Consider the following 13325-nt stretch of genomic DNA (forward strand, 5'->3'; position numbering starts at 1 on the left):
GGTCATGGATGACGGAAATCCGACACCGGTGCTGGGGTGGAGCCTCGATCCGTCGGTGGTCGATCGCGTCCGCGCATGGGCGATCGAGGTCGACGGTGTCGAGGTCCGCGACGAAGGTCGCGCCCACGAAAGCCTCGAAGCGCTCGCCCGCGCGCGCGGAACCGCGGCGACCTCGGTCGCCATCGGCGAGGTCGAGGGCATCGACGCCGCGCGCCGGCTGTACCGGGCCTTCGGGGTGGATCCCACCCGGCACCGGCCGAGCAGTGAAGCGCTGATGCGCCGCGCGCGCAAGGGGCAGTCGATCTACCGCCTGAACGAAGTGGTCGACGTGGGCAACTGGGTCTCGCTGGAGTGGCTGCTTCCGCTCGGTCTGTACGATCGCGATCGCATCGTCGGCGACGTCGCCGTCGTCCGCGTCGGCCGTGCGGGCGAGGAGTACGAGGGCATCCGGAAGGGAGCGGTGCACCTCGACGGGCGGCTGTGCGTGGCGGACCGCGAGGGTCCATTCGGGAGCCCGACCAGCGACAGCGCACGCACCTGTATCCGCGCTGCCACGCGCCGGGTGGCAGCGATCCTGTTCGGTCCCCACGACGTGGATCCCGCGCGACTGCGAGCGGCCGGCGAGGCCCTCGCCACCCGACTCGTCGACCACGCCGGAGGCCGGATCCTGTTCAGCGGCCCCGTGACCGGAACGAACGACGGATCCATGCCGCTCCGATGACCGCGCTCACGACCATGCAGGCCGCGGCCAGCACGAAGGGCGCCCTGATCCCCGCCCCGGCCACGGCGAAGCCACCGGCCACCGGGATCGTCGCGCTCGCCAGTCCCAGCGCAGCCTCGTGCACGCCGGCCTGTGCTCCCCGCGACACCGGCGCGTGGAGCGAGTAGTAGAGACTCGACTGGTAGGCGAAACCGAGCCCGGCCCCGAGCAGGGGCGCGAAGGCCATGAGCGTCACGAAGGAGTCGACTCCCGTGACTGCGATCGCGCCGGCGGCCAGCACGACCTGCATGCCGACGAGCGGGATCGCGCGGTAGTGCCAGCTGCGGAGATTGCCGACCGTCACGAACAGCAGCGTCTGGGCCAGGAACACCGACCCGAAGAAGATCCCGAAGTCACGTCCGCCGATCCCGACGCCCAGGAGGACCTTCGGCAGGTGATGGTTCACGGTCGCGGCCACGCCGAACGAGATCCCGTTGGCGATCCACGCGGCGCGGCGGAAGGCCTGCTGGGTCCGGGGTGGGGGAGCCCCGCCCTCCTCGGCGATGGCCTCGCTGTGATCTCCGGGGCGCTCCATGCGCGGCAGGGCCAGCGCCGAGGCGGCGAAGGACGCGGCGGCCACGAGCGGGACACTCTCGGCCCCGATCACGTCGAGCAGGAGGCCGCCGAAGAGGAGCCCGAGCCCTTTGCCCGTGCTCCAGCTCACGTTGAAGAGACGGGTGAGGCCGTGCAGGTCACGGCCGGCGGCGACCTCGGAGAATCCGGCCTGTACCGAGGGCCAGAAGAATCCCAGGCCCACGCCCACCGCCGCCACGAGGGTCAGGATCATCGGGATCGGACCCACGGCGGCCAGGGAGGCCGTGGCGAGAACGGCGAAGCTCAGCCCCACCCGGATCGGTCCCCGCCGCGGAAAGCGGTCGCTCACGCGTCCCGCCATCAGCGCGACGAGTCCGTAGGGCGCGGCGTACATGAGCGGCACCAGGCCGATCACGGCCGACGACGCCCCGAGATCGAGCAGCCGGTACGGCAGGCTCAGCATGAGCAGGTAGAGGCCCAGGTCCGTGAACATCGCGGCCAGGCCCAGTCGGTGTCGAGCGTGCATCCCGGCAGCATCGCACTCCCGGGCGTCGGCTCCAAGCACCGCTTCGACCCGCCGAACGTCCGCTTCTTGCCTTGTCCCGGCGTCGGTGCCGTGGTACCCCTTGGTGCTTCATGATCACTTCATGTACGGGCCCTGGTCACGAGGACCGGCCCGCGTTCGTGCACTCCTGGAGGTCGACGTGAAGAAGTGCATCTGGGTCGCCGCGCTCGCGGCGTGCGTGATCGCCGGCGATGCGCGTGCCGGTGGCTTCAACGTCTACGAGATGGGCGCACGCGCGACCGCCCTCGGCGGGGCCTTCACCGCGACCGCCGACGACGGCTCGGCCCTGTTCTACAATCCGGCGGGGCTGGCCTGGCTCGAAGAGGGCTGGCACACGAGCGTGAACGTCTCGTTCATCCTGCCCGAGTCCAGGTACGAGAAGTCGCCGGGTGTCGTCGGCTATCCCGGCGACGACACGGCCGAGACCGAGGCCGCGGTCTTCACGCCCGGCGGGATCTACGCCTCGTACCATCCGAACGAGGAATGGGCCTTCGGCTTCGGCGTGTTCACGCCCTTCGGCCTCGGTGTCGAGTGGGCCGACCCCGACGACTTCGCCGGTCGACCGCTGGCCACCAACTCGCAGATCCAGGGGATCTACATCAGCCCCATGGTCACGTGGCGTCCGGTGCCGAGCTTCGCCGTGTCCGCCGGCGGCCACGCGGTGGTCACGCATCTCGAGCTGGAGCGGATCGTCACCGGGGGGACCGACCTCGCGCAGAACCTCGCCGACTTCGAGCTGTCGGGCTGGAGCGAGATCTCCTTCGGGCCCGCCTTCGGCGTGATGGTGCGCCCCAACGACCAGTTCAGTCTGGGTCTGAACTTCAAGGGCGGGGTGACCAACTCCTTCGAGGAGCAGGACGCCGACCTCGACTTCCGGGGCAGCACGGCGCTCGATCGTGCGCTGAAGGTCTCGGGCGACCTCGACTACCCCTCGATCCTGTCGGCGGGAATCCGCTTCATGGCCACCGAACGGCTCGCCCTGATGTTCGACTTCGTGTGGTTCGACTGGAGCGTGTTCGACCAGGTCGAGCTGAGCTTCGACGATCCGAGCTTCGACACGGTTCTCGAGGAGAACTACGACGACGGCCAGCAGTGGCGTTTCGGCGTGGAGTACTTCTGGAACGAGTCGACGCGCCTGCTCGGCGGCTTCGTCTACGACCAGACCCCACAGCCGGTCGAGAGCATCTCGGCGCTGCTGCCCGACGCCGATCGCCGCGACTACAGCCTCGGCATCAGTCGTCGCGGCTGGGGTGGTGAGTGGACGCTGGCCTACATGCTCGTCGACTTCCTCGAGCGCGACACCTTGATCGACGGAGTGGGGCAGAATCCCGACGGCTTCGACGGAGCGTACCGTTCGATCGCCCACATCCCGACCGTCGGCTTCAGCCGCAACTTCTAGGGGAGGACACGACCGTGCGTATTCGAATGGACCGTATCGTTTCCGTCCTCGCAGTGGGACTCTTCACCCTGGCGGGCTGTGGTCCCGACGACCCCTCGGCGCCGTCTCGGATCGCGGGCCAGATCCCGGACGCGCGGATCACCGCGATCGGGAACAGCCTCACCGCGGGCTTCCTGAACAATGGTCTGGTGGTGACCGGTCAGCGCGCCGGCTACGCCAACGTCGTCGCCCGGCAGATCACCGGCCGGGACATGAGCCTGCCCCTGATCGACCTGCCCGGTCTGGGATCGAGCACCGATCCGGACACCGGAGCACCACTCGGCACCGCCTACGTGACACCGACCGGTCAGATCGCATTCCGTGAACTGCCGACCACGGATCCACGGGACCTCCTCCTGGCCGCGGCCCTGCCCGTGCCCTACGACAACGTGGGCGTACCCGGTGCGCTGACCGCCGACGTGCTCGAGACGACTTCGGCGATCAATTCGGTGAGCCCGGGGAATCTGTTCTTCGACCTCATCCTGCGCAACTCGGCCCTGCCGCCGGGGGACACGACGCAGCTCGACCAGCTCGAATCGCTGGTCGAGAACGGTCTGCCGGGGACGTCGCTCGTCATGTACTGGGTCGGGAACAACGACGTGCTGGGTGGAGCCCTCGGCGGGGATCCGGTCGAGGGAGTGAACGTGACGCCGCCTTCGGCCTTCGCATCGCTCACCGATGCCGCGCTGGCGCGGATCGACGCGCTGGACGTGCCGCAGGTCGTGGTACTCAACGTTCCCGATGTCACGGCGATTCCGTTCGTGACGTCGATCGCTGGCCTGCTGTCCCAGGGTGGCCTGACGCCGGCGGATCTGAACACCGCGGAGGAGAACGTCGCCTTCGTCCTGCTCACGGCACAGACGCTGCTGTTCGAGGCCGATGGCAGTGTGGACCTCGACTACGTGACCGGTGCCTCGGCGACGCCCGAGACCCTGCCCTCGAATCTGACGCTGACGCAGGCGGAGGTCGTCGTTCTGCAGCAGACGGTGGCTGCGTTCAACGATCACCTCGCCACGGCGGTCGACGCCGGCGGACGCGACTGGGCGCTGGTGGATGCCAACTCGCTGCTCTCGGGCCTGCCGCTCGACCCGACGGCGCCGCTGAACAGCCTGTTCCCGCTGGTGCCTTCACCGGCCGGTGGCCTGGTGCAGAACGAGGGCAGTGCCTTCAGTCTCGACGGGGTCCACCCGAGCGAGCGCGGATACGCCCGCCTGGCGAACGCGGTGCTGGAATCCCTGAACACGACCTACGGCACCGAGTACCCGCTCGTCGATCTGGCCGGTGTGGAGAACACGATCGGTTTCGAGGACTTCGGTGGGGCGGCCGGGCGAACGGCTCCGACCGTCGACCCCGAGGCGGACGTCTTCCGGGCGGTGGTGGAGTTCGTGCAACAGCGCTGAGCGCGACGCCACGCTCGATCGAGACGAGGGGAGCTGACCGGCCGGTCAGCTCCCTTCTTCGTACATCGATTCGATGACGTCTGCGTAGCGTTCCGAAACCACCTTGCGCTTGACCTTCATGCTCGGCGTGAGGTGACCGTCGTCCTGGGTGAACTCGTGGTCGAGCGCCCGGAAGGTCTTCAGCTGCTCGAAGCTCGCCAGGCGCTGATTCACCGCGTGCACGACATCGGCGTAGATCCGCTGGACCTCGGCGTGGTTCACCAGGGCGCTGCGGTCGGACGCGTCGAGGCCGTGCTCGGCCGCGGTGGCCTCGAGCGCTTCGAAGTTCGGCACCAGCAGCGCCACCAGGTAGCGGTGGCGATCGCCGATCACGACGGCCTCGGCCACGTGCTTGTCGAGTTTGAGCTCGTTCTCGATCGGCTGCGGGGCGACGTTCTTTCCGCCCGCGGTGACGATGATGTCCTTCTTGCGATCGGTGATGAACACGAAGCCGTTCTCGTCGATGTGGCCGATGTCGCCGGTGTGCAACCAGCCGTCGATGATCGTCTCGGCCGTGGCCTCGTCGTGCTTCCAGTAGCCCTTCATCACGTAGGGGCTGCGGGTGAGGATCTCGCCGTCGTCGGCGATCTTCACCTCGACGCCCGGTACGGGCGGGCCCACGCTGCCGGGACGGAACTTCTCGAAGGTGTTGACCGAGATCACCGGCGAGGTCTCGGTCAGGCCGTAGCCCTCCAGGATCGGTAGTCCGGCCGAGTAGAAGAACTCGGCGATCTCCTTGGCGAGCGGCGCGCCGCCCGACACGAAGAAGCGCAGACGGCCGCCGGTGCGCGCGCGCAGCTTCTTGAACACGAGCGCGTCGCCGATCCGGCGCTGGAACTCGACGGTGGCCGGCACCGGGCGTCCCTCGACGTGGGCGTCGGTGTACTCGCCGCCGATGCGCCGCGCCCACTCGAAGATCCGGCGCTTGAGGGCGCCGCCGGCGTTCGCGTTCTCGATCACCCGCGCGTAGATCTTCTCGTACAGTCTCGGCACCGACACCATGAGTGTGGGGCGGACCTCGCCCATGTCGGCGGCGACGGTCTCGATCGACTCGGCGTAGTTGATGGACACACCGGATCCGATCATCAGGTAGTGGCCGGCCATGCGTTCGAGGATGTGGGACAGCGGGAGGAACGAGAGGCAGACGTCGGCCGGAGTGACGTCGAGGACCTGCAGCCCGGCGGTGACGTTGCCCGCGATATTGCCGTGGGTGAGCATCACGCCCTTCGGCTGTCCGGTGGTGCCGCTCGTGTAGATGATCGTGGCGAGATCATCGCGTCCGACGGCGTCGGAGCGGCGGTCGACCTCGTCCTTCCTCGATTCCACGTTCCGGCGCCCGAGGTCGCGTAGGCGCTCGAGCGTGAGGCCGTTCGCGCGGTCGGCCGGTTCGAACGACACGACCAGCCGGATCGAAGGGACCGCCGTCTCGATCCCGTCGAGCTTGGCCACCTGCTGTGCGGTGGAGCAGAACACCGCCACCGGCTCGCAGTCGCCGAGGATGTACTCGATCTGCGGTCGCAGGAGCGTCGGGTAGATCGGAACGAGCACCGCGCCGATTCGTTGCGTGGCGATGTCGACGAGCGCCCACTCCAGGCGGTTCTCGCTGAGCAGTGCGACACGGTCTCCCGCCTCGACACCGTGGACGAGCAGAGCGGCCGCGCATTCGCCGACCGCACGGTCGAAGTCCTCGGTGGAGACACTCACCCAGCGGCCGTCGCGCTTGTACCGGAACATGTCCGACCTGGGTCGGTTCGAGACGGCGTCCCGGTACAACTGGGTCAAGGTGGTGAATTCCATGGGAAGCTCCCTTGCGCGCAGCGTTGCTCGGACGGATCACAATCTTGTACTGTCCCCTCGATGTCACGGACTGTCAACCAACAGAGCAACGATGCGGGCGCGGCGCGTCCCGGCCCACGGCGGGCCCGGGCACTGGCCGAGGCGCTCGTGGAATGGTATCGCCGGGTGGCGCGCGATCTTCCGTGGCGCCGGACGCAGGACCCGTACGCGATCTGGGTCAGCGAAGTGATGCTGCAACAGACGCGGGTGGAGGTCGTGACGGGTCGCTGGGCGCCCTTCCTGCAGCGTTTCCCGGACGTGCGGTCGCTCGCCGAAGCCGATCCGGCCGAGGTGCTGGCCGCCTGGGCGGGTCTCGGCTACTACCGACGCGCCCGACAGCTGCACGCGGCCGCACAGCGGATCCTCGAAGTGCACGGCAGTCATCTTCCCACCGACAGTGCGGCCCTGCGGTTGCTGCCGGGCTTCGGCGCGTACACGGCCGGTGCGGTCTCGAGCATCGCCTTCGCCGAGCGCGTCTGCGCCGTCGACGGGAACGTCGAACGCGTCCTGTCGAGACTGCTGGGACTCGAGGGGGACCCGAAGCGTGCACCGACCGCCGGTGTGATCCGTGAGGTCGCCACGGCACTGGTGGCCGAGGAGTCTCCCGCCGAGGTCAACCAGGGGCTCATGGAGCTCGGGGCGACGGTCTGTACGCCGCGGTCGCCGCGGTGCGGCGCGTGTCCGTGGTCGGGCGCCTGCCGGGCCCGAGCCTCGGGACGCCCCGAGGATTTTCCCCGCACGGCTCCGCGACGCCGCTCGATCGAGGTCGCCTGCTACGCGGCCGTGGTCGGATCGCCCCGCGGACTCCTCTGGCGCCGTCGCCCGGAGGGCGAACCGAACGCCGGACTCTGGGAACTGCCGACGACGCCCTGGCATCCGGGGAAGGCGGACGTCGCGGCGGCGCAGGACGCCCTCGAGGACCTCGGGCACGGTCTCGATCGCCGATGGCGCGTGGGAGACGCGCTGGCGCGGGCCAGGCACGGGATCACGCACCATCGCATCACGGTGGTGGCCCACCGGGTCGAGGACCTGGGCACGGCGCGCTTCGATCCGGGGAGCCTCCGGCTCGGGCCGCCGCACGAGGCCGAGACCTGGGGTCTGACGGCGGCCACCACCAAGCTGCTCGGTCGGCTGCCGACGTTGCTCTGAACCCCGGTTGCCGCTCCCGGCACGGGGTCCTTTATTGGAAAGGTTGCTTCGAACCCGCAACTGACTCCTGCACAAGGAATTGCCCGGATGAGTGAGGATCTCTCCGCAGCCGGCGCCACCGCCGAGAGCTACGCCGACTACCACCCGACCCACCCGGTCCGCTTCGTGACGGCGGCCAGCCTGTTCGACGGCCACGACGCGGCCATCAACATCTTCCGCCGGCTGCTGCAGCGCGGAGGTGCCGAGGTCGTCCATCTCGGCCACAACCGCAGTGCCGAGGAGGTCGTCGACGCGGCCCTGCAGGAGGACGCGCAGGGGATCGCGGTCAGCAGCTACCAGGGTGGCCACGTCGAGTACTTCCGGTACATGAAGGATCTGCTCGAGCAGAAGGGCGCGCCGCACGTCCGTCTGTTCGGTGGTGGCGGAGGGGTCATCGTCCCCGACGAGATCCGCGAACTCGAGGCCTACGGAATCGAGAAGATCTACACTCCCGACGACGGTCGCCGCATGGGTCTGGAGGGGATCATCGGTCACATGATCTCGCGCAGTGACTTCGTGCCGCCGAAGCCCGAGGCAGTGGAGCCCGGCGACGTGGCCGGGCGCTGGATCGCGGTCGCCCGCACGATCACCCTGGCCGAGAGCACCGACGACGACCGGAGCGAGTTCGAGGCCTCGCTCGAGCGTCTACGTCGGCTGCCCCGGCCCGCGACCCAACCCGTGCTGGGCATCACCGGCACCGGGGGAGCGGGCAAGAGCTGCCTGACCGACGAACTCGTCCGCCGTTTCCTCCGCGACTTCGACGACAAGACGGTGGCCGTGCTCTCGGTCGATCCCTCCAAGCGCCGCACCGGCGGCGCTCTCCTGGGAGATCGCCTGCGCATGAATGCCGTCCACCACGAGCGCGCCTTCATGCGCAGCCTGGCCACGCGCGAACACCGCGGAGAGCTGAGCGCAGCGATCCAGGACGCGATCGAGGTGGTCAAGGCGGCCGGCTACGACCTGGTGATCGTCGAGACCAGCGGCATCGGCCAGAGCGACGCCGGGATCGTGGACGTGTGCGACGTGCCCATGTACGTGATGACCAGCGAGTTCGGCGCGGCCAGTCAGCTCGAGAAGATCGAGATGCTCGAACTCGCCGATCTGGTCGCCGTGAACAAGTTCGACCGGCGCGGCAGTGCCGACGCCTTCCGCGACGTCTGCAAGCAGTACAAGCGCGAGAACGACATCGATCCCATGACGCCGAACGAGGATCTGTCGATCTACGGCACCATGGCCTCGCGCTTCAACGACGAGGGCGTGAACGCGCTCTACTCCGCGATGATCGAGAAGATCGCCGCCGCGACCGGGGTCGACTGGAAGAGCACGCTCGAGGTCCCGCGGCTGCAGGTGACCGACGTCCGCGATCAGATCGTGCCGCCGCGCCGGACCGCCTACCTGGCCGAGATCGCCGAGTCGGTGCACCGCCGCAAGCAGAAGACCGATCGCCAGAGCGACGTCGCGCGCCGGGTGCAGCACCTGCGGGCCGCGCTCGACGAGCTCCCCGCCGACGATCCCGCGCGCTCGTCCCTGCAGCAGAGGCTCGAGGTGGTCGACGCGGAACTCGACGACGACGTCCGCCGCCAGCTCGAGGACTGGCCCCGTCTGCGCGAGCAGTACTCGGGCGACGAACTCGTCGTGGAGATCCGCGACAAGGAGATCCGCAACGACCTGTCGACCACGTCGCTGAGCGGCACGAAGGTGCCGCGCGTGGCCCTGCCGCGCACCGAGGACCACGGTGAACTCGTGCGCTTCCTGCGCGAGGAGAACGTTCCCGGTCGTTGGCCCTTCACCGGCGGCGTCTTCCCCTTCAAGCGCACCACGGAGGACCCGAAGCGGCAGTTCGCCGGTGAAGGACCACCCGAGCGCACCAACCGTCGCTTCCACTACCTGTGTCTCGACGATCCGGCCAAGCGCCTGAGCACGGCCTTCGACTCGGTCACCCTGTACGGCGAGGATCCCGCCGAACGTCCCGACATCTACGGCAAGGTGGGCGAGAGTGGGGTGTCGATCTGCTCGGTCGACGACATGAAGAAGCTCTACAGCGGCTTCGATCTCAGCGATCCCATGACCAGCGTGTCGATGACCATCAACGGTCCCGCGCCGATCATCCTCGCCATGTACATGAACACCGCCATCGACCAGGCCTGCGAGCGCTGGCTGATCGAGAACGGGAATCTCGACCAGGCGATGGCGAAGCGCGACGCGCTGTACACCGACCAGGGTCTCGAGCCGCCGCGCTACCACGGCGAGCTGCCGAAGGGCAACGACGGCGTGGGGCTCGGATTGCTCGGGATCAGCGGTCGGGACGTCGTCCCGCCCGAGGTCTACGCAGAACTGAAGGAACGCACGCTGAGCACGGTGCGCGGGACCGTCCAGGCCGACATCCTCAAGGAGGACCAGGCCCAGAACACCTGCATCTTCTCGGTGGACTTCGCCCTGAAGATGATGGGCGACATCCAGCAGTACTTCGTCGACCACCGCGTACGCAACTACTACAGCGTGTCGATCAGCGGCTACCACATCGCCGAGGCGGGCGCGAATCCCATCAGCCAGCTGGCCTTCACGCTTTCGAACGGCTTCACGCTGGTCGAGTACTACCTCAGCCGCGGCATGCACATCGACGAGGTGGCGCCCAACCTGAGCTTCTTCTTCAGCAACGGACTCGACCCCGAGTACACGGTGATCGGCCGGGTGGCCCGCCGCATCTGGGCGACGGCGATCCGTGAGATGTACGGCGGCAACGAGCGCAGCCAGAAGCTCAAGTACCACGTGCAGACCAGCGGCCGGTCGCTGCACGCGCGCGAGATCGCCTTCAACGACATCCGCACCACCCTGCAGGCCCTGCTGGCCATGCAGGACAACTGCAACAGCCTGCACACCAACGCCTACGACGAGGCGATCACCACGCCCACCGAGGAGAGCGTACGGCGGGCCATGGCGATCCAGCTGATCATCGCGCGCGAGTTCGGTTGGGCGAAGAACGAGAATCCGCTGCAGGGCAGCTACTTCGTCGAGCAGCTCACCGACATGGTCGAGGACGCGGTGGTCGCCGAGTTCGAACGGATCAGCGAGCGGGGGGGCGTGCTCGGCGCCATGGAGACCCAGTACCAGCGCGGACGGATCCAGGAGGAGAGCCTGCTGTACGAGACCCGCAAGCACACCGGCGAGCTGCCGATCGTGGGCGTGAACACCTTCCTCGACGCCAACCGACAGGACAATGCACTCGAGACGGGCGATCTCGTCCGGTCCAGTGCACAGGAGAAGCACCGCCAGATCACGGCGGCGCAGTCCTTCCAGGGCGCGCGGCGGGACTCCGGCGCGGCGGCCCTCGAGCGGCTCCAGACGATCGCCACCAACGGGGGCAATGTCTTCGAGGAGTTGATGGGGACCGTGAAGGTGGCTACGCTCGGCCAGATCACCCACGCGCTGTACCGCGTGGGTGGCGAGTACCGTCGCATGATGTAGCCGCGGAGGTCCGGACAGGTGAAGATCGCGTTCATCGGGACGCACGGGGTGGGCAAGACCACCCTGTGCTTCGATCTCGCGGCGAGGATGAAGCGATTGGACCTGTCGGTGGACATCGTCAAGGAGGTCGCGCGGCACTGCCCGCTGCCGATCAACCGCGACACCACCCTCGACGCCCAACGCTGGATCCTGCACCAGCAGATCAGCGAGGAGATCGGCGCCTGCGCCCGCTTCGACGCCGTGATCTGCGACCGGAGCGTGCTGGACAACTACGCCTATCTCGTGCACCGCATGGGAAATCGCGAAGAACTCGAGCCTCTCGTGCAGGACTGGGCACGCAGCTACGACGCCCTGTTCAAGGTTCCCGTCGTCCAGGCCCCGCGCTTCGACGGAACCCGCGACGTCTCGGCGGAGTTCCAGCGGGAGATCGACGACGTGATCGAGCACCTGCTCGTGCGCTTCGGGGTGCGCTGCCATCGCCTGGATCCGGCCCACCGTGCGAGCTGGCCCGCCACGGTTCTGCGGTCGGTCGGGCTGCCCGAGTCGCCCAACCAGTTCGACCTCTTCGACGAGGGTGGGTGATCCGCTGCTGCCAAGCGCGGGAGGATCGGTTACCCTGGCGGGAAGGGGTCGGTTCCGCCCGGGAGCGCGGGATCACCGAGCGCGGAGAGCACGTTGAGAGCAGCCGGACGGACCGACATCGGACGACATCGCGCGTCGAACGAGGACAGCATCCTGCTGATCCCCGATCGAGGCCTGTTCGCCGTGGCCGATGGCATGGGTGGGCACCGTGGGGGGCGCGTCGCGAGCCACATGGTGACCGCGGAGCTCGGCGAGATCGCCCGGGCCTCGGAGACCCCGTTGGACGGTCCGGCCCTCGAACAGGCACTCGTGCAGATCAATCGTCACGTCTTCGAGCGCGGCGAGTCCGATGCCGACCTCCAGCGCATGGGTTCGACCTGCGTCGCCGTGTCGATCGACGGTCGGCTCGCGCAGGTCGCGCACATCGGGGACAGCCGGTGCTACCTCGTGCGTGAGAATCGGACGTGGCAGGTCACGAGCGACCATCGCGCGATCCAGACCATGATCGACCAGGGCGCCCTGACCGAGTCCGAGTCGCGCGTCCACCCCATGCGCAACGTGCTCACGCGCAGCGTCGGCGTCGAGCCGGCCGTCGAGGTGTCCCGCAACGAACTCGAGTTGCAGTCCGGCGACCGGATGGTCCTGTGCAGCGATGGTCTGACCGACATGCTCACCGAGGCCGAGATCGCGGCCGAGGTCTCCGCCAGCTCCGATCTCGACCAGCTCGTCGAGTCCCTGGTCGCGCAGGCGAACCAGGCCGGTGGATCGGACAACATCTCCGTCGTGGTCGTCGAGATCGACGACGGAGTCGGGGAATGACGCCATGAAGTCGAGGATCCCGATGATCGCGCTGATCCTGCTGCTCGCCCTTCCGGCGACCGCGCAGGAGACGGGCGCCGACGAAGACCCCCCACGCGCCTTCCAGGGGCAGGAGTCCACGCGCTTTCCCGACTACCCCGACGCGCCGCCGGGAGCCCCCGACGCGCGCCTGCGGATCGTGTTCGACCTGGTCTCGCGCGATCAGGAGATCGCCGCCGAGCCGAACGAGCCCTTCGACGTGTACGTGATCGCACACGACGTACAGGTCGCCCTGCGCGGTTGGGAGGCCCGGCTGCAGATCGACGAGCGTCTGACCGTGGTCGAGTCGCAGCTCCTGGCGGAGGTGAACGTCGGGCAATGGCCGGACGTCTACGCCGCGGTCAAACCCGCCGACTGCCAGGCCGGCGCCACCATCGTGCTCGCGCAGATGAAGATGATGCTGACCGAGTCGGCCACCGACGTCGTGCTGGGTCTGGCCCCGGCCAGCCGCCCGAGTGCACCGACCGTCGAGACCGAACTCGAGCCTCCCACGCCGGTCTATCTCGTGTGCCGGCCGGGCAAGGACATCCGGCCCTTCGACTACTGTGAGACCTGCGCCGTGGTGAATCCGCTCGAGATCGAAGCGGAGCGCGACGACGACGCCGCATCCGACGCGAGCAGCCTCTTCGACCCGGTCTCGGGCCGTCACCGCTGACGAAC

General features: G+C 68.4%; 10 protein-coding genes. 8 read left to right on the forward strand and 2 right to left on the reverse strand.

Annotated features, from left to right (window positions below; all coding sequences use genetic code 11):
* The first annotated feature begins 4 nt into the window (after positions 1-4).
* Entirely contained in the window at positions 5-721 is a 717-nt protein-coding gene (locus tag VKA86_02185) for a phenylalanine--tRNA ligase beta subunit-related protein (protein ID HKK69997.1), read from the forward strand.
* On the opposite strand, the gene VKA86_02190 is transcribed toward VKA86_02185, so the two are convergent.
* Positions 672-1820 carry an MFS transporter gene (locus VKA86_02190; protein HKK69998.1) on the reverse strand — a complete coding sequence of 383 codons (1149 nt, stop codon included), beginning with the start codon at positions 1818-1820 and terminating at the stop codon, positions 672-674. The genes VKA86_02185 and VKA86_02190 overlap by 50 nt on opposite strands.
* A 178-nt stretch (positions 1821-1998) precedes the next feature.
* Here VKA86_02190 and VKA86_02195 point away from each other — a divergent pair, with 178 nt between their 5' ends.
* Together VKA86_02195 and VKA86_02200 are read left to right on the forward strand one after the other, a co-directional pair.
* Positions 1999-3258, forward strand: coding sequence for an outer membrane protein transport protein (locus VKA86_02195; GenBank protein HKK69999.1), 1260 nt, complete (start codon positions 1999-2001; stop codon positions 3256-3258).
* Positions 3259-3272: 14 nt separating this feature from the next.
* Positions 3273-4697 carry an SGNH/GDSL hydrolase family protein gene (locus VKA86_02200; GenBank protein ID HKK70000.1) on the forward strand — a complete coding sequence of 475 codons (1425 nt, stop codon included), beginning with the start codon at positions 3273-3275 and terminating at the stop codon, positions 4695-4697.
* 45 nt (positions 4698-4742) lie between these two features.
* Here VKA86_02200 and VKA86_02205 read toward each other — a convergent pair whose 3' ends face one another.
* Complete coding sequence (locus tag VKA86_02205; GenBank protein HKK70001.1) at positions 4743-6533, reverse strand: long-chain fatty acid--CoA ligase; 1791 nt, start codon at positions 6531-6533, stop codon at positions 4743-4745.
* 147 nt (positions 6534-6680) lie between these two features.
* On the opposite strand from VKA86_02205, the gene VKA86_02210 reads away from it, so the two are divergent.
* From VKA86_02210 to VKA86_02230, 5 genes are all read left to right on the forward strand, one after another.
* Positions 6681-7721 (forward strand): A/G-specific adenine glycosylase, encoded by a 1041-nt coding sequence (locus VKA86_02210; GenBank protein HKK70002.1) that lies wholly within the window; start codon positions 6681-6683, stop codon positions 7719-7721.
* A gap of 87 nt (positions 7722-7808) precedes the next feature.
* On the forward strand, positions 7809-11225 hold the full coding sequence (locus VKA86_02215) for a methylmalonyl-CoA mutase family protein (protein HKK70003.1): 3417 nt from the start codon (positions 7809-7811) through the stop codon (positions 11223-11225).
* Positions 11226-11243: 18 nt separating this feature from the next.
* A complete protein-coding gene (locus VKA86_02220) occupies positions 11244-11807 on the forward strand; it encodes an ATP-binding protein (protein ID HKK70004.1) in 564 nt (187 codons plus the stop codon).
* A gap of 93 nt (positions 11808-11900) precedes the next feature.
* Positions 11901-12626: a Stp1/IreP family PP2C-type Ser/Thr phosphatase gene (locus VKA86_02225; protein ID HKK70005.1), complete on the forward strand. Its 726-nt coding sequence runs from the start codon at positions 11901-11903 to the stop codon at positions 12624-12626.
* A gap of 4 nt (positions 12627-12630) precedes the next feature.
* Complete coding sequence (locus tag VKA86_02230; GenBank protein ID HKK70006.1) at positions 12631-13320, forward strand: hypothetical protein; 690 nt, start codon at positions 12631-12633, stop codon at positions 13318-13320.
* The last annotated feature ends 5 nt before the right edge of the window (positions 13321-13325 follow it).

Source organism: Candidatus Krumholzibacteriia bacterium, from assembly GCA_035268685.1.
Taxonomy (GTDB): Bacteria; Krumholzibacteriota; Krumholzibacteriia; order JAJRXK01; family JAJRXK01; genus JAJRXK01.

Bases quoted from the DNA above. Each gene is read 5' to 3' on its own strand.
- VKA86_02185 (HKK69997.1), top strand. From the start codon at position 5: ATGGATGACGGAAATCCGACACCGGTGCTGGGGTGGAGCCTCGATCCG.
- VKA86_02190 (HKK69998.1), bottom strand. From the start codon at position 1,820: ATGCACGCTCGACACCGACTGGGCCTGGCCGCGATGTTCACGGACCTG.
- VKA86_02205 (HKK70001.1), bottom strand. From the start codon at position 6,533: ATGGAATTCACCACCTTGACCCAGTTGTACCGGGACGCCGTCTCGAAC.
- VKA86_02215 (HKK70003.1), top strand. From the start codon at position 7,809: ATGAGTGAGGATCTCTCCGCAGCCGGCGCCACCGCCGAGAGCTACGCC.
- VKA86_02230 (HKK70006.1), top strand. From the start codon at position 12,631: ATGAAGTCGAGGATCCCGATGATCGCGCTGATCCTGCTGCTCGCCCTT.